This window comes from Nonomuraea sp. NPDC049141 (assembly GCF_040648415.1).
Classification (GTDB): domain Bacteria; phylum Actinomycetota; class Actinomycetes; order Streptosporangiales; family Streptosporangiaceae; genus Nonomuraea.
The window spans coordinates 435,703-459,401 of the sequence record NZ_JBEZDR010000008.1; the positions used below are offsets into that span (position 1 = coordinate 435,703).

At 71.9% G+C, this 23,699-nt stretch carries 23 protein-coding genes; 11 read left to right on the plus strand and 12 right to left on the minus strand.

Annotation, left to right across the window (positions count from 1 at the left end; all coding sequences use genetic code 11):
• Positions 1-15: 15 nt before the first annotated feature.
• A complete protein-coding gene (locus AB0B91_RS26440; protein WP_358324689.1) occupies positions 16-792 on the minus strand; it encodes a VOC family protein in 777 nt (258 codons plus the stop codon).
• Between the two features lie 170 nt (positions 793-962).
• Between AB0B91_RS26440 and AB0B91_RS26445 the strand changes: the two genes are divergently transcribed.
• Positions 963-1,871 carry an ABC transporter ATP-binding protein gene (locus AB0B91_RS26445; RefSeq protein WP_358324691.1) on the plus strand — a complete coding sequence of 303 codons (909 nt, stop codon included), beginning with the start codon at positions 963-965 and terminating at the stop codon, positions 1,869-1,871.
• On the plus strand, positions 1,868-2,635 hold the full coding sequence (locus AB0B91_RS26450; RefSeq protein ID WP_358324694.1) for an ABC transporter permease: 768 nt from the start codon (positions 1,868-1,870) through the stop codon (positions 2,633-2,635). Before AB0B91_RS26445 ends, AB0B91_RS26450 begins: the two co-directional genes overlap by 4 nt.
• 42 nt (positions 2,636-2,677) lie before the next feature.
• On the opposite strand, the gene AB0B91_RS26455 is transcribed toward AB0B91_RS26450, so the two are convergent.
• A complete protein-coding gene (locus tag AB0B91_RS26455) occupies positions 2,678-2,866 on the minus strand; it encodes a hypothetical protein (protein WP_358324697.1) in 189 nt (62 codons plus the stop codon).
• Positions 2,867-2,968: 102 nt separating this feature from the next.
• Here AB0B91_RS26455 and AB0B91_RS26460 point away from each other — a divergent pair, with 102 nt between their 5' ends.
• Positions 2,969-3,880, plus strand: a complete 912-nt coding sequence (locus AB0B91_RS26460; protein WP_358324700.1) for an EamA family transporter — start codon at positions 2,969-2,971, stop codon at positions 3,878-3,880.
• A 14-nt stretch (positions 3,881-3,894) separates the two neighbouring features.
• On the opposite strand, the gene AB0B91_RS26465 is transcribed toward AB0B91_RS26460, so the two are convergent.
• Genes AB0B91_RS26465 through AB0B91_RS26500 form a run of 8 tightly spaced genes read right to left on the minus strand, consistent with a single transcriptional unit; the run spans position 3,895 to position 11,216 of the window.
• Entirely contained in the window at positions 3,895-4,566 is a 672-nt protein-coding gene (locus tag AB0B91_RS26465; protein ID WP_358324703.1) for a GntR family transcriptional regulator, read from the minus strand.
• 47 nt (positions 4,567-4,613) lie between these two features.
• Complete coding sequence (locus AB0B91_RS26470) at positions 4,614-5,552, minus strand: ornithine cyclodeaminase family protein (protein WP_358324706.1); 939 nt, start codon at positions 5,550-5,552, stop codon at positions 4,614-4,616.
• The gene (locus tag AB0B91_RS26475) at positions 5,549-6,505 is read right to left on the minus strand and encodes a proline racemase family protein (RefSeq protein ID WP_358324709.1); all 957 of its coding nucleotides are present in this window, start codon (positions 6,503-6,505) and stop codon (positions 5,549-5,551) included. Before AB0B91_RS26475 ends, AB0B91_RS26470 begins: the two co-directional genes overlap by 4 nt.
• Positions 6,502-7,512, minus strand: coding sequence for a proline racemase family protein (locus AB0B91_RS26480; RefSeq protein ID WP_358324712.1), 1,011 nt, complete (start codon positions 7,510-7,512; stop codon positions 6,502-6,504). The genes AB0B91_RS26475 and AB0B91_RS26480 overlap by 4 nt, the downstream gene beginning before the upstream one ends.
• Positions 7,509-8,402 carry a dihydrodipicolinate synthase family protein gene (locus tag AB0B91_RS26485; protein WP_358324715.1) on the minus strand — a complete coding sequence of 298 codons (894 nt, stop codon included), beginning with the start codon at positions 8,400-8,402 and terminating at the stop codon, positions 7,509-7,511. The genes AB0B91_RS26480 and AB0B91_RS26485 overlap by 4 nt, the downstream gene beginning before the upstream one ends.
• Before the next feature lie 17 nt (positions 8,403-8,419).
• Positions 8,420-9,823 (minus strand): NAD(P)/FAD-dependent oxidoreductase, encoded by a 1,404-nt coding sequence (locus AB0B91_RS26490; protein ID WP_358324718.1) that lies wholly within the window; start codon positions 9,821-9,823, stop codon positions 8,420-8,422.
• A complete protein-coding gene (locus tag AB0B91_RS26495) occupies positions 9,820-10,062 on the minus strand; it encodes a (2Fe-2S)-binding protein (protein ID WP_214636266.1) in 243 nt (80 codons plus the stop codon). Before AB0B91_RS26495 ends, AB0B91_RS26490 begins: the two co-directional genes overlap by 4 nt.
• The gene (locus tag AB0B91_RS26500; RefSeq protein ID WP_358324721.1) at positions 10,059-11,216 is read right to left on the minus strand and encodes an FAD-binding oxidoreductase; all 1,158 of its coding nucleotides are present in this window, start codon (positions 11,214-11,216) and stop codon (positions 10,059-10,061) included. The genes AB0B91_RS26495 and AB0B91_RS26500 overlap by 4 nt, the downstream gene beginning before the upstream one ends.
• A 97-nt stretch (positions 11,217-11,313) precedes the next feature.
• On the opposite strand from AB0B91_RS26500, the gene AB0B91_RS26505 reads away from it, so the two are divergent.
• Both AB0B91_RS26505 and AB0B91_RS26510 read left to right on the plus strand, forming a co-directional pair.
• On the plus strand, positions 11,314-12,315 hold the full coding sequence (locus tag AB0B91_RS26505) for a COX15/CtaA family protein (RefSeq protein ID WP_358324724.1): 1,002 nt from the start codon (positions 11,314-11,316) through the stop codon (positions 12,313-12,315).
• 40 nt (positions 12,316-12,355) lie between these two features.
• Entirely contained in the window at positions 12,356-13,060 is a 705-nt protein-coding gene (locus AB0B91_RS26510; RefSeq protein WP_358324727.1) for an ElyC/SanA/YdcF family protein, read from the plus strand.
• Here AB0B91_RS26510 and AB0B91_RS26515 read toward each other — a convergent pair.
• Positions 13,036-14,229 (minus strand): PrsW family intramembrane metalloprotease, encoded by a 1,194-nt coding sequence (locus AB0B91_RS26515; protein WP_358324730.1) that lies wholly within the window; start codon positions 14,227-14,229, stop codon positions 13,036-13,038. The genes AB0B91_RS26510 and AB0B91_RS26515 overlap by 25 nt on opposite strands.
• Before the next feature lie 54 nt (positions 14,230-14,283).
• Complete coding sequence (locus AB0B91_RS26520; RefSeq protein WP_358324733.1) at positions 14,284-15,228, minus strand: heme o synthase; 945 nt, start codon at positions 15,226-15,228, stop codon at positions 14,284-14,286.
• A 253-nt stretch (positions 15,229-15,481) separates the two neighbouring features.
• Here AB0B91_RS26520 and tkt point away from each other — a divergent pair, with 253 nt between their 5' ends.
• From tkt to pgl, 6 genes are all read left to right on the plus strand, one after another.
• Positions 15,482-17,590: a transketolase gene (gene tkt / locus AB0B91_RS26525; RefSeq protein WP_358324735.1), complete on the plus strand. Its 2,109-nt coding sequence runs from the start codon at positions 15,482-15,484 to the stop codon at positions 17,588-17,590.
• A 6-nt stretch (positions 17,591-17,596) separates the two neighbouring features.
• Entirely contained in the window at positions 17,597-18,688 is a 1,092-nt protein-coding gene (gene tal, locus AB0B91_RS26530; RefSeq protein WP_358324737.1) for a transaldolase, read from the plus strand.
• Entirely contained in the window at positions 18,688-20,301 is a 1,614-nt protein-coding gene (locus AB0B91_RS26535) for a glucose-6-phosphate isomerase (RefSeq protein ID WP_358324740.1), read from the plus strand. The genes tal and AB0B91_RS26535 overlap by 1 nt, the downstream gene beginning before the upstream one ends.
• Position 20,302: 1 nt before the next feature.
• Complete coding sequence (zwf, locus tag AB0B91_RS26540) at positions 20,303-21,925, plus strand: glucose-6-phosphate dehydrogenase (RefSeq protein ID WP_358324743.1); 1,623 nt, start codon at positions 20,303-20,305, stop codon at positions 21,923-21,925.
• On the plus strand, positions 21,925-22,839 hold the full coding sequence (locus AB0B91_RS26545; protein ID WP_358324746.1) for a glucose-6-phosphate dehydrogenase assembly protein OpcA: 915 nt from the start codon (positions 21,925-21,927) through the stop codon (positions 22,837-22,839). The genes zwf and AB0B91_RS26545 overlap by 1 nt, the downstream gene beginning before the upstream one ends.
• A gap of 82 nt (positions 22,840-22,921) precedes the next feature.
• Complete coding sequence (gene pgl, locus AB0B91_RS26550; RefSeq protein WP_358324749.1) at positions 22,922-23,695, plus strand: 6-phosphogluconolactonase; 774 nt, start codon at positions 22,922-22,924, stop codon at positions 23,693-23,695.
• Positions 23,696-23,699 lie beyond the last annotated feature (4 nt).

Here is a 23,699-nt window from a genome sequence, read left to right on the forward strand (position 1 = left end):
CCGATTATGGGATGTTTAGCTGATTTCGCGGAGTTGGATCACGGAGAGTGCCGCTCCCTGCGGGTCGGTGAGCATGGCGAACCGCCCCGGAGGCGCGTCCATGGCGCCGACGAGGATCGTGGCACCCGCCCGCTCGGCCGCGCTGACGGTGGCGTCGAGGTCGGCGACGGCGAAGTACGTCATCCAGTGGGACGGCGTCTCCGGCGGGTACTGCGGCGCCATCTCGATCATGCCGGCGATGCTCGCGTCCCCGGCGTGCCATTCGGTGTACTTGACGCCCTCCATCTCCTGGAGGTGGGGGGTCCAGCCGAAGACGGCCGAGTAGAAGCGCTCCGCGCCGGCGACGTCGCGGGTGACGAGCTCGTTCCAGCAGAACGAGGTCGGCTCGTTGACCAGTTCGGCGCCCTGGTGCCGGCCGGCCTCCCAGATCGAGACGAACGACCCGTCGGGCGACTGGAAGACGGCCATGGTGCCTTCCTCGAACACCTGCATGGGCTCCATGACGACGGTCCCGCCCGCGTTCCTGACCCGGTCGGCGGTGGCGGCGGCGTCTTCGGTGGTGATGTAGGTGTTCCAGGTCGCGGGCATGCCCTCGCCGAAGACGGGGCCCACTCCGGCGACCTTCTTGCCGTCGTAGGTGAACTGGCCGTAGCCCCCGGCCGCCGGGTCGTCGATCATCTCCGCCCGCCAGCCGAACACCTCGTCGTAGAAGCGGACGGACGCCTCGACGTCGGTGCTCGACAGATCCACCCAGCATGGGACGCCGGGCGCATAGCCACTGCGTTGTGACATGGCAACCTCCTGTGATGCGGACGTCACTCTCAGACTTTCACTCCTGGTGGGGACTTTCCGAGAAATGGCCGGGTCAACAGCTGTCCATATCCGGCCACGATCCGGCCTCCCGGACGGACCGGGCAGGGTTGCCAGGCGGACCGTCACGGACAGTCCCTAAACTCGTGGCCATGGAATCCCCAGCCGTCGAGCTCATCGGCCTGGTCAAGCGTTACGGCGGCAGCACCGCCGTCGACGGCCTGTCGCTGCGCGCCGAGCGTGGCGCGGTCACCGCCGTGCTCGGGCCCAACGGCGCCGGCAAGACGTCCACGGTCGAGATCTGCGAGGGGTTCCGGACGGCCGACTCCGGCACGGTGCGGGTGCTGGGCCTGCCGCCCGACCGGCCCGAGCTGCGACCCCGGGTGGGCGTCATGCTCCAGGCGGGCGGCGTGCCGCCCGCGATGCGCTGCGGGGAGTTCCTCCGCCTGGTCTCGCGCTTCTACGCCCATCCCCTCGACGCTCCCGCGCTTCTGGTACGGCTCGGCCTGGCCGACCATGTCCGCACCCCCTACCGCCGCCTGTCGGGGGGCCAGCAGCAGCGGCTCTCCCTGGCCGCGGCGGTCATCGGCCGGCCGGAGCTGGTGTTCCTCGACGAACCGACGGCCGGGCTCGACCCGCAGGCCAGGCATGCCTGCTGGGACCTGGTGGGCGAGCTGCGGGCCGCGGGGGTCTCGGTGGTGCTCACCACGCACCACATGGACGAGGCCGAACGCCTGGCCGACCAGGTGGTGATCATCGATCGGGGGCGGGTGGTGGCCGAGGGCAGCCCGGCGTCGCTGACCGGGGCCGAGCGCCAGCTGCGCTTCAGGGCCCGGCCGGGGCTCTCGCTGGACGAGCTGCTCAACGCGCTGCCCGGCGGCAGCGCGGCCAAGGAGTCGCCCGCGGGCCACTACATCATCGAGGGCCTGGTGGGCCCGGAGTTGCTGGCTACCGTGACGACCTGGTGCGCCGCCGAGGGCGTCATGGCCGCCGACCTGAGCATCGAGCGAAGAACGCTCGAAGACGTGTTCCTGGAGCTGACCGGCAGGGAGCTGCGATGACCACGCTCGACTTCACCCCCGCACCGGCGGCGGCGCCGTTCGCGCGCATGGTGCTGGCGCAGGCGGCGGCCGAGACGCGCCAGACGCTGCGCAACGGCGAGCAGCTGCTGCTGACGTTGATCATCCCGGTGCTGCTGCTCGTCGGGTTCTCCCTGGCCCCGCTGATCGACATCGGCGGCGGCCGGCGGATCGACTTCCTCGCGCCGGGCGTGCTCGCGCTGGCGATCATGTCGACGGCGTTCACCGGGCAGGCCATCGCGACGGGCTTCGAGCGCCGCTACGGCGTGCTGAAGCGGCTCGGCGCGACCCCGCTGTCCAGGGCCGGGCTGTTGCTGGCCAAGACGGCGGCCGTGCTCGCGGTGGAGGGCGTCCAGGTGGTGGTGCTCGTGGCGGTCGCGCTGGCGCTCGGCTGGCGGCCCCAGGGCTCGCCGGTGGCCGCGCTGCTGCTCGTGCTGCTGGGCACGGCGGCCTTCAGCGGGCTGGGGTTGCTCATGGCGGGCGTGCTGCGGGCCGAGGCGACGCTGGCCGGGGCCAATCTGGTCTACCTGGTGCTGCTCGGCGCGGGTGGGGTGATCTTCCCTTTGGACAAGTTCCCCGCCGGGGTGCGGCCGGTCCTGGAGCTGCTGCCGATCTCGGCGCTGACCCGCGGGCTGCGTTCCGTGCTCGCCGGGGGCGCGGCCCTGCCGCTGGGGGCGCTGGCGGTGCTGGCCGCCTGGGCGGTGCTGTCCCTGGGCCTGGCCTCGCGTACGTTCCGCTGGGAGTGAGCAGCCCCCTGAACGCGGCGGGGGTGTGAGCGCGGCGAGCGGTCAGGCTGACGTGCACCGCCGGCCGCACCCCGTTGTGCTCCAGGGCCGTGGCACCCGCCCCGGGCCGAGGTCGGCGGGCTGGGCGGGTGCCACGATCCTCGACACCACCAGCGCGCCCAGCACCGGCATCAGCGCGGAGGCCACCCCGGCCAGCGGGACGCCCAGGTCGGCGGCGATCAGGACGAGCATGGGGGTTTCAATGATCCAGTGCGTATTAGTACCACCTCAGGGAGGGAATGTCGGCCTGGCTCGGTACCGTTCTACCCGCCAGCCGACCTACCGAGGAGTGCCGTGACCGCGTTCGCCCTGGATGATCCTTTCGACCGCGGATCGGGGCTCCCCAAACCCGGCAGCGTGCTGCGTGCCGCTGCCGACTCCATCCCGCCTTCCGGGCTGGTGCTGCTGGCGATCTTCTCGGTGCAGCTCGGGGCGGGCTTCGCCAAGGAGCTGTTCGCGGCGCTGCCGCCGAGCGCGGTGGTGTTCCTGCGCATCGGGGCGGGCGCGCTGATCATGGGCGCGGTGGCCAGGCCCAAGCTGAAGGGGATGTCGTGGCGTGATCTCGGGGTCGGGGTCGCCTTCGGCGTGACGCTGGCGGTCATGAACCTCGTGTTCTACGAGGCGATCGCGCGGCTGCCGCTGGGCATCGCGGTGGCGATCGAGTTCCTCGGGCCGCTGGGCGTGGCGGTCGCGGCGTCCAGGCGCCGGCTCGACCTGCTGTGGATCGGCCTGGCGGCGGCGGGTGTGGCGCTGCTGGCGCCGTGGGGCCAGTCGGCGTCGATCAGCTGGGTCGGCATCGGGCTCGCGATGGCGGCCGGCGCGTGCTGGGCCGCCTACATCCTGCTGTCCGCCTCGGTCGGGCGGCGCTTCCCCGGCACGACCGGGCTGTCGTTCGCGATGATCGTGTCGGCCCTCGTGATCGCGCCGGTGGGCATCACCTCGGGCGGCGGCGACCTGCTCCAGCCGCAGTTGCTGCTGATCGGGCTGGGAGTGGGACTGCTGTCGTCGGTGATCCCGTACTCGCTGGAGCTGAACGCGCTGCGCCGGATGCCGAAACACGTGTTCGGCATCCTGATGAGCCTGGAGCCCGCGATGGCCGCGCTGGTCGGCGTGGTGGTGCTGGGCGAGATGCTGCACGCGCAGCAGTGGGCGGCGATCATCTGCATCGTGGCCGCCAGCCTGGGGACCACGCGCGCCACGAAATAGCCCCCAGGGTGTGATCAGTGCTGGTCGGCCCAGATGCCGCGGACGTGCTGGATGTGCTCGGACATGATGGTGCGGGCCGCCGTGGTGTCGCCGGTCTTGAGCGCGTCGAGCAGCGCGACGTGCTCGCGGGCCGACTCCGACAGCGTGCCGCGCTCCCGCAACTGCGAGAGGCCGTAGAGCCGGGCCCGGTTGCGCAGGTCCTTGACCACCTCGACCAGGTGGGCGTTGCCCGACAGGGTCAGCAGCTCCACGTGGAAGCGCAGGTCGGCGTCCACGTAGCCGAGCAGGTCGCCCCGCTCGGCCGCGGCGACGATCTCCTCGGCGACCGGCCTGAGCCGTTCGAACTCCGCGGCGCGCGAGGCGTCGGCCAGGCGGGTCACGGTGGGCACCTCGATGAGCTGCCGGATCTCGGTCAGCTCGTCGAGATCGCGGTCGGACAGCTCGGTGACCCGGAAGCCCTTGTTGCGCACCGCCTCGACCAGCCCCTCCTTGGCCAGGTCGAGCATGGCCTCACGGACGGGCGTCGCGGAGACGCCGAACTGCGCGGCCAGCACCGGCGCGGAGTAGACCACCCCCGGGCGCATCTCGCCGGTGACCAGCGCGGCACGGAGCGCGTGCGCGACCTGCTCACGCAAGCTCTGCCGCTCGCCCACCATCGGCAGGTCGAGCCGGTTCTCGGCAGTCATCCGGCCATCCCCTCACTCTCAGTACACGCCCGCTGGGGAACGCCCCGCTAGGCCCACGCCTCGTACGCGGCGGCGGCGACCACCAGGTCCTCCCACGCCATCCCGGTGCTCTTGAACACGCGGGGACCGGCACCCGTGGGCACCCGGCCGGCGATCAGGTCGGCGAGGTTACCGGCGAGGTGACCGGTGGTGATCGTACCTTGGCGCACCGGGATGACCACATCCCCCGCCTCGGCCAGCGCCGCCGACCTGGCCTCGACCACGACGGTGGCGCGGGCGAGGAGGTCGCCGTCCAGCTCACGGGCGTCGGGCTCGTGCGACCCGACCGCGACGACCGTGGCGCCGTCGCGGACCAGCTCGCCGGGGAAGAGCGGCTCCCTGGCCGTGGTGCAGCAGGCGATCAGGTCCGCCTCGGCCACGGCACGCAGGTCGGGGTTCGGACCGTGCCCGGCCAGAGCGGGCAGGCCGTGCTCGCGGCAGCGGGCGGCGAGCTCCTCGGCGCGGGCGCGGTCGCGGCCGACGACCGTGACCCGCTCGACGGGCCGGACCGCGCTCAGCGCGAGGATGTGCCCCCACGCCTGCGGGCCGGTGCCGAACACCACCAGGGTGCGGGCGTCCGGCTCGGCCAGGTGCGTGACGGCCAGCGCGGAGACCGCCGGGGTGCGCAGCGAGGTGAGCGCGACGCCGTCCATGGCGGCCAGCGGGGCCAGGGTGTCGCCGTCGAGCAGCAGGTACGTGCCCTGGATGCGGGGCAGCCCGCGCGCGGCGTTACCGGGCGCGACGGTGACGGCCTTCACGCCCGCGTAGCGTCCCGCGGCGGCGGGCATCAGCAGGAGCTGCCCGGCGGGCAGCTCGACGACCGGCCGCAGCGGCGTCTCCTCCGGATCGAGCCCGGCTCGCAGGGCTTCCTCCAGGATCCGTACGGCCCGCGCCACGGGCACCAGCCGCTCGATGGTGGCGGCGTCGAGGTAGGGCAGCGGGCTCACCGGAGCACGAACCCGGTGCCGAGGGGGTCCGCGGGGTCGAGCTCGAAGGTGTGCCTGCCGGTGCGGTAGGCCATGCCCTCGATCTCGGCGACGACGCCCTGGTCCGTGACCTTCCCCACGGTGGCGACGAACGTGCCGCCCGCGATGCCGGTGTGGATCAGCGGCCCCTGGTGGCCCTCGTCGTACAGCAGGGCGAGCCGCGCGGCCGTGCCGGAGCCGCACGGCGACCGGTCCACCTCGCCGTCGGCGAACACCGTCACGTTGCGCTGGTGCGGCCCTTCCCCTTCGTAGAAGATCACTCCGTAGACGCCGGACAGCCGGTCGTCCGCCGGGTGCCGCGTGGCCGGGTGGTCCGCCAGGGCGGCCTTGATCCGGCGCGCGTGGCCGATGAGCTCGGGCAGGTTCGCGGCCTCGACGGACAGGCCGACGGCCGAGACCGGCAGGGCGGCGTAGATGGCGCCGCCGTAGGACAGGTCGACCTTGACGCCGGCGGCGGGGACGGCGCGGGCGATGACGTACGACGGGACGTTGACGAAGGTGACCGACTCGACGCGGTCCCGCGAGCCGCGGACGCGGGCCGTGACGCGGCCGGACGGCACGTCGATGACCACGTCCGTCTCGCCGCCGGGGTCCGCCTCGACCAGCCCCTCGCGGACGGCGTGCACGCCGAGGGCGATCGTGCCGTGGCCGCAGGCGGTGGAGTAGCCGTCCTTGTGCCAGAACAGCGCGCCGAAGTGGGCGCCGGGGTCGTCGGGCGGGACCAGGAAGCAGCCGTACATGTCGGCGTGGCCGCGCGGCTCGTGGCAGAGCAGCCGCCGCACCCGCTCGGCCGGTCCGCCGGGGGCGGCGGCACGGCGTTCGAGCACGGTGGCGCCCGGGAGGTCGGGGGCGCCGCCGGTGACGATCCTGAACGGCTCGCCCGCGGTGTGGTAGTCGACCGTGGTGACGCTCATAGCTCGAACCCCTCGGGGAACGGGTCGCGCGGGTCGAGGAAGTACTGGGCGGTGCCGGTGACCCAGGCGCGGCCGGTGATGGCGGGCACGACCGCGGGCCGCCCGCCGACGGTGGTCTCCCCCAGCAGCCGGCCGACGAACCGGGTGCCGATGAACGACTCGTTGACGAAGTCCCAGCCGTCCGGGCCCACCGGCAGTTCGCCGCGGGCGTGCAACTGGGCCATGCGGGCGCTGGTGCCGGTACCGCAGGGCGAGCGGTCGAACCAGCCCGGGTAGATGGCCATCGCGTGCCGCGAGTGGTGCGCGTTGGAGCCCGGCGCGGCGAAGTAGACGTGGTGGCAGCCGCGGATGCGGTCGTCCTCGGGGTGCACGGGCTCGTCGGCGGCGTCGATGGCCGCCATCGTGGCCAGCCCGGCGGCGAGGATCTCGTTCTTGGCCTTGCGGTCGAAGGGCAGGCCGTAGTCGTCGAGGTCGACGATCGCGTAGAAGTTGCCGCCGTAGGCCAGGTCGTAGCGGATGTCGCCGAAGCCCGGCACGGTGACGACGGCGTCGAGTCTGTCGCTGTAGGCGGGCACGTTGCGCAGCGTCACCGACATGGCCATGCCGTCCTCGACGGCCACGTCCACCTCGACGAGCCCGGCGGGCACCTCCAGGCGTACGGTGGTGACCGGCTCGACGACCTCCACCATGCCGGTCTCCACCAGCACGGTCGCCACGCCGATGGTGCCGTGGCCGCACATCGGCAGCAGCCCGGACACCTCGATGAACAGCACGCCCCAGTCGGCGTCGGGCCTGGTCGGCGGCTGCAGGATGGCGCCGCTCATGGCGGCGTGGCCGCGCGGCTCGTTCATCAGCAGCCGGCGGATGTGGTCGAGGTGGTCGCGGAAGTAGACGCGCCGCTCGGCCATGCTCGCGCCGGGGATCACGCCCACGCCGCCGGTGATCACGCGGGTCGGCATGCCCTCGGTGTGCGAGTCGACGGCGTGGAAGACCCGTTTCGTCCTCATCGCAGGCCCTCCGCGAGCGCCTTCTCCGTCGCACCGCGTACGGCCGCCGCCTGCTCCTCCGTCAGCGGCACGCGCGGCAGGCGGCAGGGCCCGCCATGACGGCCCGCGAGGTCCATCGACAGCTTGATGGCCTGCACGAACTCCGTCTTGGAGTCCCAGCGCAGCAGCGGGTGGAGCGTGCGGTAGAGCGGCAGCGCGGTGTCGAGGTCACCGGCCAGCGCGGCCCGGTAGAGGGCGACGCTGGAGGCGGGCAGCGCGTTGGGGTAGCCCGCGACCCAGCCGACGGCGCCGGCCACCGCCAGCTCCAGCAGCACGTCGTCGGACCCGATCAGCACGTCCAGCCCGGGGGCCAGCTCGGCGAGCTCGTAGGGCCGGCGCGGATCACCGCTGAACTCCTTCACGGCCACGATCAGACCCTCACCGTGCAGGGCCGCGAGCAGCGCGGGCGTCAGGTCCACCTTGGTGTCGTACGGGTTGTTGTAGGCCACGATCGGCACCCCGGCCTTGGCCACCTCGCGGTAGTGCGCGATCACGGACCGCTCGTCGGCCCGGTAGGTGTTGGGCGGCAGCAGCAGCACCGAGCCGCAGCCGGCCGCGCCCGCCTGCTCGGCCCAGCGCCGCGACTCCGCCGCGCCGTACGCGGCGGCGCCCGCCATCACGTTCGCCCCGCCGACGGCCTCGACGGCCGTCTCCACGACCCGGGCCCGCTCCTCGGGAGTGAGCGTCTGGTACTCGCCCAGCGATCCGTTGGGGACCACGCCGTCGCAGCCGTTCTCGACCAGCCAGCGGCAGTGGTCGGCATAGCCGTCGAAGTCGACGGACAGATCCGGGTGCAGCGGGAGCGCCGTGGCCACCATGACACCGTGCCAGGACTTAGCGCGATTTGTCATTAAAGTTTCCTCCAAAATCAGTGGGTATCGAGGTCGGCGAGAGAGCCGAGAGAGATGGGTTGCGCAATGGGGCGGCGAGGGGGCCGGGGCCGCTCCCCGGCCAGGCAGGCGACCGTGTAGCCGCAGACGCGGCCCTGGCACCAGCCCATGCCGGGCCTGGCCAGCAGCTTGACCGAGCGCGCGTCGGTGGCGCCGAGCGCCAGCGCCGCGCGTACGCGGGCGACCGGCACCTCCTCGCACCGGCACACCAGCGTGTCGTCGCGCAGCCAGCCCTGCCAGCCCGGCTTGACCGGATAGGCGTGGTGCAGCGCCTCCCCGAACGCGCGCATCCGCCGGCGCCGCCTGGCCAGCACGCCGGGGACCGGCGCTCCGGCCACGGCCAGGCCCGCGATGCGGCCCTCCAGCTCTGCCAGGTGCCTGCCCCCCACACCGGTCGGCTCGCCGGCCGCCCAGACGCCCTCCACCGTGGTGCGCTGGCGGCCGTCCACCGCGAGTACGGGCATGCCGTCCGCGTCCTGGCGGGTCTGGCAGCCCAGCTCGACGCCGAGCTCGATCTGGGGGACGAAGCCGTAGCCGACGGCCAGGGTGTCGCAGGCCAGTTCCCTGGTGGCGAGCACGTTCCAGTCGGCGTCGAGCCGCGCCACGGTGACGGCCTCCAGCTCGCGCTCGCCGTGCGCGGCGATCACCGCCTGGTGCGTCCGGTACGGCACGCGGTGCCTGGCCATGGCCAGGCCGTAGCCCGCGGCCTCCCCCGCCTTGCCCAGGGCCAGCACCGGATGCCGGGCCAGGGCCAGGCCGCCGTTGGCCTCGAACACGCCCAGCACCTCGGCCCCCGCCGCGGCCAGGCCCGTGGCCACGGGCAGCAGGAACGGCCCGGTGCCGCCGACGACCACCCGGCCGCCGGCGACGACGCCGTTGCCCTTGAGCAGCGCCTGGGCGCCGCCCGCCGTCAGGACGCCGGGCAGGTCCCAGCCGGGGAACGGCAGCGGCCGGTCATGCGCGCCGGTGGCGATCAGGAGGTCATGGCAGCGGATCTCCACCGGGCGACCGTCCGGTGTCTGGCAGTGGACGGTCAGCCGGTCGCCGTCGCGCGTCACGGTCCACACCTGGTGTCCGAGCAGCACCTCGGCCCGCTCGCCCAGCGCGCGGGCCTGCCGCAGGAACCGGTCCAGACCCGGCGTGACGGCGCGCGCCGCGTCGGCCGGGTGACGGAAGTACTGACCGCCGAGGCGGGCTCCGGAGTCGATGAGGACCACATTCAGGCCGTGCAACGCCGCCGCCAGAGCGCCCGCCACTCCGGCAGGCCCACCTCCGACCACGACGAGATCGCAGGCCGCACTCACGCGGTCGTCGCGGACGCGGTCGTCAGTCGCCCTCAGGCGGTCGTCGCTGTCGCTCAGGCGGTCGTCGGGCGCGCTCACGAGGTCGTCACCTCGTCTCCGGGCCGGGCCTCCAGCAGGCAGGCGCGTTCTGGTGGGCGGCCGTTCACCGTGATCAGGCAGTCGAAGCAGACGCCGATGCCGCAGAACAGCCCGCGCGGCCGCCCGCCGAAGCGGGTGGTGCGCCACGCGCGGACCCCGGCGGCGTGCAGGGCCGCGCCGATCGTCTGCCCCGGCTCGACCGGCACGGCCCGGCCGTCGATCGTGATCTGGAAGGTCACTCGGACTCCTCGCTCGCGTGAGAGGACTCGAAGCGGTCCGGGCGGAAGGGGTGCGGGTCGAGGTCCGGGCGGGCGCCGGTCAGCAGCTGGGACAGCACGAGCCCGGTCGCGGGCGCGAGACCGATCCCCGCCCCTTCGTGCCCGCACGCGTGATACAACCCGGGCACGCGCGGATCCGCGCCGATCACCGGCAGATGGTCGGGACAGTACGGCCGGAAACCGCAGTACGACCTGATCACCCGCACGTCCCGGAGCACCGGGAACAGGGCGACGGCCTGGGCCGCCAGCCGGGCCAGCACCCGGGGCGAGGTCGTCCGGTCGAACCCGACCCGCTCCCTGCTCGCCCCGATGAGCACGGTCCCCGCCGGGGTGCCCTCGACGACGGCCGAGGTCTCCAGATCGGCCGAGTCGCTGGCCACGTTGGTGACGTAGGCGGCGGTGTAGACCTTGTGCCGGATCAGCGGCTCGCGCAGCGGCTCGGTGACCAGGATGAAACCGCGCCTGGGCAGGACCGGCAGGTCCACGCCCGCGAGCCGGGCGATCTCGCCGCCCCAGGTGCCGGCCGCGTTGATCACCGCGCCGCCGAGGATGTCACCCCGGTCGGTGCGTACGCCCGTCACCCGGTCGCCGGACCGCGTGAATCCGGTCACGGTGACCCCGGTGCGCAGGTGCAGCGTCCCGTGGCCGAAGCTCTCCGCGCCGTGCCTGAGCAGGTGCGCGGCCGCCAGCATGGGCTGCACCTGGGCGTCCTGCGGGTAGTAGACGCCGCCCGCGAGCCCCTCGGCCAGGTGCGGCTCGTAGCCGCGCAGGTCGGCGGCGGGCACGACGGCGTACTCGACGCCCTGCTCCGCCGCCAGCTCGGCGAGCTGCTTCTGGACCTCGTCCGTCTCGGCGACGACGAGTCCGCCCTTGGGTTCGTACTCGAACCCGCCCAGCGCGGCCAGCTCTCCCCAGAGGCGGTTGGACAGCAGTGCCAGGTCCAGCTCCGGACCCGGCTCCTTGTCCGAGACCAGCACGTTGCCCTCGCCCGCGCCCGTCGTGCCGCCCGCCACCGGGCCGCGGTCCACCACGGTCACGTCGAGTCCGGCCCGGGCGGCGTAATAAGCGCACGCGGCGCCCACCACTCCGGCGCCGATGACGATCACATCGGACATTTCACCTCCCGGTCTGTAATATGTCACATACCCATGCCGCTTGAGAAGCACGTTCCCGATGGGAGGACCGGACAACCAGGCCCTTACCATCGTTGACGTGAAGCTCGTTGACGTGAAACTACCCACGGACCACTCCAACGCCCTGGTCCGGCGCCTGTTCTCCTTCTGGGCGCCGACCGCCGAGTCGATGCGCGGCTGGGCACTGGCCTCCGTGGTGGTCAACGCGGGCATCACGGTGACGGGCGCGGCCGTGCGGGTCACCGGCTCGGGGCTCGGCTGCCCGACCTGGCCCAGGTGCACCCCCGAAAGCTTCGTGCCGATCGCGCATCCGGAGATCTCGCCCGTCACCATGGCCGTCGAGTTCGGCAACCGGCTGCTGACGTTCCTGGTGCTGGCGGTGGGGTTCGCCTGCGTGGTGTCGGCGATGCGGCTGGCCCCGCGGCGCCGTCCGCTGCTCCGGCTGGCCCTGCTGCAGCCCGCGGGCATCGTCTTCCAGGCGCTGTGGGGCGGGCTGGTGGTCAGGAGCCTGCTCAACCCGTTCACGGTCAGCGTGCACTTCCTGGTCTCCATCGCGCTGATCGCCGCCTGCTGGGCGCTCTACGCGCGCTCGAGTGAGGGCGACGGACCGGTCCGCCGGGTGACGCACCGGGACATCCGGCGCCTCGGCCACGTGCTGGTCGCGGCGGTGGTCGTGCTGCTGCTGGCCGGGGTGCTGGTGACCGGCACGGGGCCGCATTCCGGCGACGCGCTGGCCTCCCGCTTCGACCTCGACATCGAGAGCGTGGCGCGGCTGCACGCCGACATCGTCTACCTCGTGGTCGGGCTGTCGTTCGCGCTGATGTTCGCGCTGCACGTGACCGACTCGCCCAGATCGGCCCGCCGGGCCGCGCTGGTGCTGATCATGGTGGAGCTGGCCCAGGGCGTGATCGGCTACACCCAGTACTTCCTGGCGGTGCCCGCCTTCCTGGTCGGCGTGCACGTGCTCGGCTCGACCCTGGTCTGGATCGCCACGCTCAGAGTGGTCACCTCACTGCGCACCCGCGACCCGCTGACGGCCCCGGCCGCCGCCTCCCCCACGGAAACACCGGCCAAAGTCTAAGGTGTGAGGGACTACGTCCCCCTATCTGTGAGGTCGTCGAGTGGCTTTCGCCCGCCCCGCTCGGAAGACCCTGCGCCGGCTGTACCAAGGACTGGTGCTGCTCAGCGTGCTCGCCCTGGCGCCGATGACGTGGGCGTGGCTCGACAGCTCGGACAGCCGCGTGGTGGCCGACACCGGCGGCTGGCTGACCCGGGTGCCCGCCTCGCAGGTGGCGCTCGTGCTGGGCGCGGGCCTGTTCAGCGGCCACCCCTCCCCCTTTCTGGCCCGGCGGCTCGACATCGCGGCCGAGCTCTACCGAGCGGGCAAGGTCAAGGCGCTGCTGCTGTCGGGCGACAACAGCCGCAAGGAGTACGACGAGCCGACGGCCATGCGTGACTACCTGCGGGCCAGGGGCGTGCCCGACGCGGTGATGGTGCTCGACTACGCCGGGTTCGACACCTGGGACTCGTGCGTGCGGGCCCGCCAGGTCTTCGGCGCCGAGCGGCTGACCGTGGTCACGCAGGTGTTCCACCTGCCGAGAGCGGTCACGCTCTGCCGTACGGCGGGGCTGACGACCTTCGGCGTGGGCGACGACTCCGCCAAGCAGTGGGCCGTGACCACCTACGCCTCGGCCACCCGTGAGCTGTTCGCCACCGGCAAGGCGTTCGCCGACGCGCTGCTGCTGCACTCCGACCCGGTCTATCCCGGTCCGCGCGAGACCTCGCTGCGGCGGATCCTGGCTCAGCCGGGGGCGCCGGGCGCGTAGCCCGGTGGCGGGGTGCCCCGCGCCGCGGCCCTGAAGTGGGCGGGCGTCATCGGGAAGCCGGCCCTGGCGGCGCTCATGCATTCGAGCAGGGCGCGCTGCTCCTCGTGGAAGGTCTGCTCGTCGACCATCCGCTTGGCGGCCCGCTCGTGCAGCAGGCCCAGCTCGGTCGCCGCGAGCTGGTAGTCGCGCATCGCGCGCAGCCCCCGCTTGCCGCCGTGGACCTTGGCCCACTGCCTGGCCTGCCGGCGCCGCGACAGGGCGGACAGCATGTAGATGTCGGCCCGGTTGACCAGCTTGGTCGGCTCGTACGGCGGCAGGTAGCGGTGGATCAGCGCGACGATGCGCCGCCGGTCCCTGAGCACCAGCGCGATGAGCACCACCAGCACGACCAGCAGCACCAGGTAGGCGATGACCAGGCCGGGGAAGCCGCCGTAGGAGGTGAGACCGTTCCAGAGCCCGTGCAGGAGCATCGCGCCGACCCAGCCGGCCATGATGATGAAGACCCGCTCGGACCCGTTGCGCTGGGCGGCGTAGGCGACCGCGACGCCGATCATCGAGGTGAACAGCGGGTGCGCGAACGGCGACAGCACGCCGCGCAGCACCACGGTGACGGCCAGCCCCATGCCGCCCTGGTCGGAGTTGAGCGCGGCGACGTAGTAGCTGACGTTCTCGCTCATCGCGAAGCCGAGGCCGACCATGCTGGCGTAGATGACGCCGTCGGTCGGCCCGTCGAACTCGGCCCGGCGGAACCTGAGCAGCCCGAGCAGCACCAGCCCCTTCATCGACTCCTCGACCACCGGCGCGCCGAACGTGGCGGCGACGTTGCGCGCGTTGGCCGCGCTCAGGTTGGCCGTGTCGATGATGTAGTGCAGGTTGAGCGAGTTGATCAGGCCCGCGACCAGCACCGCCACCCCCGCCCCCCAGGCGAAGGCGAAGATGAGGTTGCTGCGCGGCTCCGGCTCCATCCGGTCGAGCGCGAGCACGGCGGCCAGCAGCAGCGGCACCGGCGCCAGCGCGAGGAGGAGCGAGATGAAGAACTGCACGGGCGCGCCGTTGAACACGTCGAAAGCGAAGGAGACGAGCGCGCACAGGCCGGTCACGATCAGCCCGATGATCAACGCGAACGACGGGCGGTCCTTCAACACCCAGCGTGGATCACGGGACGCCATACGGTGACTGTAACCGATCAAAATGGTGCTGTCCTGCCCAGGTGGCGTGGCCTGTCAGCTCAGTAGCGGGTCGATGGCCACGGCGAGGAACAGCAGCGCCAGATAGGCGTTGGACCAGTGGAAGAAGCGCATCGGCCGCAGGTCGACACCGCTCTTGCCGGAGTTGAGCCGGGCCAGCAGGCGGTGCACCTCCCACAGGCACATGACGCCCAGGACGCCGGCCGCGATCGGGTAGAACAGCGTGGTGCCCGCCACCGGCCACAAGGCCAGCGAGCAGAGCACGGTGGCCCAGGTGTAGGCGATCGACTCCAGGATCACCCGGCGCTCGGTGGCCACCACGGGCAGCATCGGCACCTCGGCCGCCGCGTAGTCCTCCTTGTAGCGCATGGCCAGCGTCCAGGTGTGCGGCGGCGTCCAGAAGAACACCACCCCGAACAGCACCAGCGGCGCCCAGTCGAGCCGCCCGGTGATGCCCGCCCAGCCGATCATCACCGGCATGCAGCCCGCGATGCCGCCCCAGACGATGTTCTGGGCGGTGCGCCGCTTGAGGATCATCGAGTAGACGATGACGTAGAACAGGATGGCGCCGGTGGAGAGCATGGCGGCCAGCCAGTTGGTGGTCAGCCAGAGGCCGACCAAGGACAGCACGCCGAGCACGATGCCGAAGATGAGCGCGCCGGTCGGCGAGACCTGGTGCCTGGCCAGCGGTCGCCGCCGGGTGCGGCGCATCTTCTGGTCGATGTCGCGGTCCACGTAGCAGTTGAGCGCGTTGGCGCTGCCCGCCGACAGGGTGCCGAACACCATGACCGCCACGGACGTCCACAGCGGCGGCAGCCCGCCGGCCGCCAGGAACATCACGGGGAGCGTCGTGATCAGCAGGAGCTCGATGATCCGCGGCTTGGTGAGAGCGATATAGGCCTTGACGAGCATGCCGATCGTCCTTGGCGGCTCGGCCGCGGGAGCGGGGGCCGTCGTCTGCCTGTTCGTCAGCACCGTCAAGGCGCTTCCAGCACGTGCGGAGTCAACGCGTAACCTCTGATTGGAGCGGAATCTCATGGACGGACGCCAGGCGTCCCTGTGACAACGAGAACAACCAAACTGTAGTAGCAGGGTCGTCCGGTCCGGCCAATGGGGGGACACGCACGGGGTGGAGGGGGAATCGATCGCCGACTCCACTCAGTTAGGGTCCGGTGTGGGCGGGATATGCCAACCGGTACCACCACAAGACAACTAGATTCCGGAGACCGAGCACTTGAGCACCGAACTCGTGCCAGCCCTCGAATGGACCGACCTAGACAAGCAAGCGGTCGACGTCGTTCGAGCCCTGGCCATGGACGCAGTCGAAAAGGCGGGTTCGGGTCACCCGGGCACCGCCATGAGCCTGGCTCCCGCCGCGTACCTGCTGTTCCAGCGCGCGATGCGCCACGACCCCACAGATCCCACGTGGATCGGGCGTGACCGTTTCGTCCTGTCGTGCGGGCACTCCAGCCTGACCCTGTACATCCAGCTGTTCCTGTCCGGATACGGGCTCGACCTGGACGACCTGAAGCGGCTGCGCCAGTGGGACAGCCTGACCCCCGGCCACCCCGAGCACGGGCACACGGCCGGTGTGGAGACCACCACGGGCCCGCTCGGCCAGGGCCTGGGCAACGCCGTCGGCATGGCCATGGCGGCCCGCCGCGAGCGCGGCCTGTTCGACCCGGACGCCGAGGTGGGCACCTCGCCGTTCGACCACCACATCTGGTGCATGGTCAGCGACGGTGACATCGAGGAGGGCGTCAGCCACGAGGTCAGCGCGATCGCCGGCCACCAGAAGCTGGGCAACCTCATCGTCATCTACGACGACAACCACATCTCCATCGAGGACGACACGCTGATCGCGAAGTCCGAGGACGTGGTCAAGCGCTACGAGGCCTACGGCTGGCACACGCTCAGCGTCGACTGGACCGAGACCGGCGACTACGTCGAGGACGTTCAGGCGCTGCACGCGGCGCTGGAGTCGGCGCGCGCCGAGACCGACCGGCCGTCGTTCATCCGCCTGCGCACGATCATCGGCTGGCCCGCCCCGAACAAGCAGAACACCGGCAAGATCCACGGCTCCGCCCTCGGCGCCGACGAGGTGGCCGCCACCAAGCGGGTCCTCGGCATGGACACCGAGAAGAGCTTCGACGTGCCCGCCGAGGTGCTGGCGCACGCGCGCGAGGTGGCGCACCGGGGCCACGAGGCGCACGCCGCCTGGCAGAAGGGCTACGAAACCTGGCGCGCGGCCAACCCCGAGCGGGCCGCCGAGCTGGACCGCATCTCCCACCACGAGCTGCCCGCCGGCTGGACGAAGGCGCTGCCCACGTTCGACAAGGGCGGCTCGATGGCCACCCGCAAGGCGTCCGGCGAGGTGCTCACCGCGCTCGCGCCGGTGCTGCCCGAGCTGTGGGGCGGCTCGGCCGACCTGGCCGAGTCCAACCTCACCACGATGAAGGGCGAGCCGTCCTTCATCCCGGAGGAGTACCAGACCAAGGACTTCCCCGGTAACCGCTACGGCCGCACGCTGCACTTCGGCATCCGCGAGCACGGCATGGGCGCCATTCTCAACGGCATCGCCCTGCACGGCGGCACCCGGCCGTACGGCGGCACGTTCCTGGTCTTCTCCGACTACATGCGCCCCTCGGTGCGTCTGGCGGCGCTGATGAAGCTGCCGGTCACCTACGTGTGGACGCACGACTCCATCGGGCTGGGCGAGGACGGACCGACCCACCAGCCGATCGAGCACCTGTGGGCGCTGCGCGCGATCCCCGGCCTCGACGTGGTGCGCCCCGGCGACGCCAACGAGACGGCCTACGCCTGGCAGAGCGTGCTCCAGCACGTCGACAGGCCCGCCGCGCTCGCCCTGACCAGGCAGAACCTGCCGGTCTTCGAGGGCACCAGCGCCGAGGGCGTGGCCAAGGGCGGCTACATCCTGCACGAGGCGTCCGACGGGCAGCCCCAGGTGATCCTCATCGGCACGGGCAGCGAGCTGGAGCTGGCCGTCAACGGCCGCGAACTGCTCGAAGCGCAAGGCATCCCGACGCGGGTCGTCTCGATGCCGTGTGTCGAGTGGTTCAACGGGCAGGACATTGCGTATCGGCAGACTGTTCTGCCGTCAGCGATCAAGGCCCGGGTCGCGGTCGAGGCGGGCATCGCCCTCGGCTGGCGAGAGTTCGTCGGCGAGAAGGGTGAGGTCGTCAGCCTTGAACACTTCGGCGCGTCGGCACCGTATAAGACGCTGTACGAGCAATTCGGGCTGACGGCGGAGCGCGTGGCCGCGGCGGCCAAGGCGAGCCTCGCCAAGCTGGGTCACGACAAGGGCGAGACGACGGGAAACTGAACGAAAATGAGTGAGATCCTCAACAAGCTCTCCGGCCAGGGCGTGTCCATCTGGCTGGACGACATCAGCCGGGAGCGGCTGCGCACGGGCAACCTGGAGCAGCTGATCCGCGAGAAGAACGTGGTGGGCGTCACCTCCAACCCGACCATCTTCGCCGGCGCGCTCAGCAAGGGCGACGCCTACGACGCCCAGCTGCACGACCTGGCCGTGCGTGGCGTCGAGATCGGCGAGGCCGTGCGCGCCATCACCGCCTATGACATCCGCTGGGCCGCCGACGTGCTGCGCCCGGTCTACGACGCCACCGCCGGCGTCGACGGCCGCGTCTCGCTGGAGGTCGACCCCCGGCTGGCCCGCGAGAGCGAGAAGACCGTGGCCGAGGCGCGAGCGCTGTGGTGGCTGGTCGACCGGCCCAACCTGTTCATCAAGATCCCGGCGACGCTCGAAGGGCTGCCCGCGATCACGCAGGCGATCTCCGAGGGCATCAGCGTCAACGTCACGCTGATCTTCTCGCTGGAGCGCTACCGCGCGGTCATGGACGCCTGGCTGGCCGGTCTGGAGGCCGCCCAGGCCAAGGGCCTCAACCTGGGCACGATCGAGTCGGTGGCCTCGTTCTTCGTCAGCCGGGTCGACACCGAGATCGACAAGCGGCTCGACCAGCTCGGCAGGCCGGAGCTCAAGGGCAAGGCCGGCATCGCCAACGCGCGCCTGGCCTACGCCGCCTTCGAGGAAGTGATGAACTCCGAGCGCTGGCAGCGGCTGCGCGCCGCCGGTGCCCGCCCGCAGCGCCCGCTGTGGGCCTCGACCGGCGTCAAGAACCCCGACTACTCGCCCACGATGTACGTCGACCAGCTCGTCGCCCCCGGCACCGTCAACACGATGCCGGAGAAGACGCTCGACGCGACCGCCGCCGGCGCCGTCATCACCGGCGACACCGTGCGCCCCTTCTACGAGGACGCGTGGAACACCATGGCCGCGCTCAAGGAGGCGGGCGTCGACTACGACGACGTGGTCAAGGTGCTGGAGGACGAGGGCGTGGAGAAGTTCGAGACCTCCTGGAACGAACTCCTCGAGAGCGTCAGCAAGAACCTGGTCCCCTGATGACCGTCACGTACCGCGAGGAGGGGGTGGCCGAGGCCGCCTCCTCCGCCGCGGGGCGGCTCGTCGCCGATGGCGTGCCCACGCGGCTCGCCGCCGGCGATCCCACGCTGTGGGGCGCGGACGCGGAGGCGGTGGCGGCCGTCCGGCTGGGCTGGCTGACCCTGCCGCGCACCTCGCGCGAGCTGCTGCCCGAGCTCGGCAAGCTGGCCGAGCGGGCACGCGCCGAGGGCCTGACCAACGTGGTGCTGGCCGGCATGGGCGGCTCGTCGCTGGCGCCCGAGGTGATCTGCGCGACGGCCGACGTGCCGCTGACCGTCCTGGACACCACCGACCCAGGTCAGGTGCGGCGGGCGCTGGAGGAGCCGCTCGACACCACGATCCTGGTCGTGGCCAGCAAGAGCGGCTCGACCGTCGAGACCGACAGCCACCTGCGCGTCTACGAGGAGCTCTTCCGCGAGGCGGGCATCGACCCGGCCGGCCGGATCGTGGTCGTCACCGACCCGGGCTCGCCGCTGGAGCAGGCGGCCGTGGCCGCCGGCTACCCCGTGGTCCTGGCCGCGCCCGACGTGGGCGGCCGCTACTCGGCGCTGTCGGCGTTCGGCCTGGTGCCGAGCGCGCTGGCCGGAGCCGACGTGAAACGGCTGCTCGACGACGCCGACGAGGTCCTGCCCCTGCTCTCGCTCGACCTCGGCAATCCCGGGCTCGACCTGGGCGCGGCGCTCGGCGGAGCGGCGCTCGCCGGACGCGACAAGCTGATACTCGACGACCGGCTGTCCTCGATCAGCGGGCTGCCCGAGTGGATCGAGCAGCTCGTCGCCGAGTCCACGGGCAAGGACGGCGTGGGCATCCTGCCGGTCGTCGGCGCCGAGCCGAACGGCGCCCGTGACGAGCTGGTCGTCGGGATCGACTCCGACGACGGCGACGTGCGCGTCGACGGGCCGCTCGGCGCGCAGTTCCTCATCTGGGAGTACGCCACGGCCGTGGCCGGGCTGCTGCTGGAGATCGACCCGTTCGACCAGCCGAACGTGGCCGAGTCCAAGGCCAGCACGGCCGCACTGCTCGACATGGAGGCGTTGCCGCTGGGCGAGCCGGTACTGGTCGACGGGCCGGTGGAGGTCTACGGCTCGACCGGGGCCAAGGATCTGCCCGGCGTGCTGAGCGAGCTGCTCCACGCGGTGCCCGATGACGGCTACCTGGCCGTGATGGCGTACCTGGACCGGCTGTCGGCCTTCGATGTGTTCGTCCCCGAAGGCGCGGACTTCGAGCAGATGACCGACGCGTGGATGGCGGCCGACCCGGCCACGCTCCGGGCGCTGCTGGCCCTGCGCACCGACCGGCCGGTCACCTTCGGGTGGGGGCCGCGCTTCCTGCACTCCACCGGCCAATATCACAAGGGCGGCCCGCAGAACGGGGTGTTCCTGCTGATCACCGGCGCCGTGGCCGACGACGTGCCGGTGCCCGGCAGGCCGTACACGCTGGGTGAGCTCCAGCTCGCGCAGGCGCTCGGCGACCTCGGGGCACTGCTGCAGCGCGGGCGGCCGGCCGTACGCCTGCATTTGACCGATCGCGCGGCTGGAGTCGCGTACCTGCTCGAAGCCGCACAGGAGGCTTGAGATGACAGAGCCCGAAGCACCTCCGGAGGAGGCCGCCCTTGACAGCACGGCGGCGGCCACAATAGCCACCTCAGCCGCGGGCACCTCCACCACCATCGAAGTGGCGGCCGCCAATCCGCTGCGCGATCCGCGCGACAAGCGGCTGCCCCGGGTGGCGGGACCTTGTGTCATGGTGCTGTTCGGCGTGACGGGGGACCTGGCCAAGCGCAAGCTGCTGCCGGCGATCTACGACCTGGGCAACCGGGGGCTGCTGCCGCCCGGTTTCTCGCTGGTCGGGTTCGCCAGGCGGGACTGGAAGGACCAGGACTTCGCCCAGGTGACCCATGACGCCGTCAAGGCGCATGCCAGGACGCCCTTCCGCGAGGAGGTCTGGAAGCAGCTGCGCGAGGGCATCCACTTCGTGCCCGGCGAGTTCTCCGACGACGGCGCGTTCGACGCGCTGGCGATGGCGCTGAAGGAGATCGACGAGACCCGGGGCACCGGCGGCAACTATGCGTTCTACCTGTCCGTGCCGCCGAAGTTCTTCCCTGTGGTGGTGGAGCAGCTCAAGCGGACCGGGCTGTCCGACGCGCCCGACGGGTCGTGGCGGCGTGTGGTGATCGAGAAGCCGTTCGGGCACGACCTGAAGTCGGCGCACGAGCTGAACGAGATCACCACTTCGGCCTTCCCGGAGAGCTCGATCTTCAGGATCGACCACTACCTGGGCAAGGAGACCGTCCAGAACATCATGGCCCTGAGGTTCGCCAACAACCTCTACGAACCCATCTGGAACCGCAGCTACGTCGACCACGTGCAGATCACCATGGCCGAGGACATCGGCATCGGCGGCCGGGCCGGCTACTACGACGGCATCGGCGCGGCCCGCGACGTGATCCAGAACCACCTGCTCCAGCTGCTCGCCCTGGTGGCGATGGAGGACCCGACGTCCTTCGACGCCTCCGCGCTGCGCCGGGAGAAGGAGAAGGTGCTCAAGGCCGTGCAGCTCCCGTCCGACCTGGGGCTCAACACCGCGCGCGGGCAGTACGACGCGGGCTGGCAGGGCGGCGAGAAGGTCGTCGGCTACCTGCAGGAAGACGGCATCTCCGCCGACTCCACCACCGAGACGTACGCGGCCATCAAGCTGGAGATCGCCAACCGGCGCTGGGCGGGCGTGCCGTTCTACCTGCGGGCCGGCAAGCGCCTCGGCCGCCGGGTCACCGAGGTGGCCGTGGTGTTCCAGCGGGCGCCGCACCTGCCCTTCAGCAAGGACGACACCGAGATCCTCGGCCAGAACGCGCTGGTCATCAGGGTGCAGCCGGATGAGGGCATCACCGTGCGGTTCGGCTCCAAGGTGCCGGGCACGGCCATGGAGGTGCGCGACGTCTCGATGGACTTCGCCTATGGCGAGTCCTTCCTGGAGTCGTCCCCCGAGGCGTACGAGCGGCTGCTGCTCGACGTGATGATCGGCGACCCGCCGCTCTTCCCGCACCAGCGGGAGGTCGAGCTGTCGTGGAAGATCCTCGACCCGATCGAGGAGTTCTGGGCCACGCAGGGCCAGCCCGAGGGCTACCCGTCGGGTGCGTGGGGGCCGGAGTCCGCCGACGCGATGATGGCGCGTGACGGTCGTGTGTGGAGGAGACTCTGATGACCACCTTTATGCTCACCGACACGACGGCGGGGAAGATCTCCGCGCAGTTCACGCACCTGCGCCACCAGATGGGCGCGCCCGCGATAGGGATGGTGCTGACGCTGGTCGTGGTCTGCGAGGAGCGCGACCAGTACGACTCGCTCCGCGCGGCCAGCGAGGCGGCCCGCGAGCACCCCTCGCGCATCATCGTGGTGATCAACCGCGAGTCCGACGAGACCAACCGGCTCGACGCGGAGCTGCGCATCGGCGAGTCCACGCCGGGCGAGGTGGTCGTGCTGAGGCTGTACGGCGAGCTGACCCAGCACGCCGACTCGGTGGTCAGCCCGCTGCTGCTGCCCGACACGCCGGTCGTGGCGTGGTGGCCGGGCCTGGCGCCCGAAGTGATGTCCAAGGACCCGATCGGGATGCTCGCCCAGCGGCGCATCTCCGATGCCAGGTCCGCGCACGACGGCGGGGTCAAGTCGCTGGTGACCAGGGCCAAGGGCTACGCCCCCGGTGACACGGACCTGTCCTGGGCCCGGCTGACGCCGTGGCGCAGCCTGCTGGCGGCGGCGTTCGACCAGCCCGCGGGCCAGTTGCGCAAGGGCTGGGTCGAGGCGTCCGAGGGCAACCCGAGCGCGCCGCTGCTGGCCGCGTGGCTGTCGGAACGCCTCGGCGCGCCGGTCAAGGTGGGCGAGTCCAACGGGCCCGGCATCACCGCCGTACGGCTCACGATGACCGACGGCGAGCTGGCGGTGTCCAGGAGCGACGCCAGGCTGGCGACGCTGTCGCGGCCCGGCCAGCCGGACCGGATCGTGGCCCTGGCCCGGCGGCAGACCTCCGAGCTGCTGGCGGAGGAGCTGCGGCGGCTCGACTCCGACGAGATCTACGGGGTGGCGGTCAAGCGGCTGGCCCGCACGCACAAGTCCTGACCCCATCTCCCACCGGCCGGCGCGGGCCCTGTCCTGGGGGTCGCGCCCGGCCGGTGGGTGCCCATCGTGAAAGAGTGAGCTCGTGAGCGTTCCCAATGTGGTCGTCCATCGTGACGGCGACGTCCTCGCCAAGGCCGTGGCGGCGCGGATCATCACCCGGCTGGTCGACGTGCAGTCGGCCAAGGGGTCGGCGTCGCTGGTCCTGACCGGCGGCACGGTCGGCCACGCGACGCTGGCCGCGATCGCCGCCACGCCGGCGCGCGACGCGGTCGACTGGCACCACCTCGACATCTGGTGGGGCGACGAGCGCTTCCTGCCGGCCGGTGACCCCGAGCGCAACGAGACGGGCGCCCGCAAGGCGCTCCTCGACCACGTCGAGCTCGACCCCGAGCGGGTGCACGTCATGCGCGGGCCCGACTCGGGGATGTCGGCGGAGGAGTCGGCCGAGTCCTACGCGGCCGAGCTGCGCAAGGCGGCCCGGCCTGAGGATCACGGGCCGGTGCCCAACTTCGACGTGATGCTGCTCGGCATCGGGCCCGACGCGCACGTGGCGTCCCTGTTCCCCGGGATGCCGGCGCTGTACGACACGCGGCCCGTGGTGGCCGTCCACGGCGCTCCCAAGCCGCCGCCCACACGCGTCTCGCTGACGCTGCCGACGATCCAGGCCTCGCGCGAGGTGTGGGTGGTGGCGGCGGGCGAGGAGAAGTCGGGCGCGGTACGACTGGCGCTGTCCGACTCCGGGCCCGTGCAGGTGCCCGCGGCCGGGGCCAGAGGCCGGGTGCGGACGCTGTTCCTGCTCGACCGGGCCGCCGCGGCCAAGCTCCCGCCGGGCCTGGGCCGCATCGCCTCCCCCTGAGCCG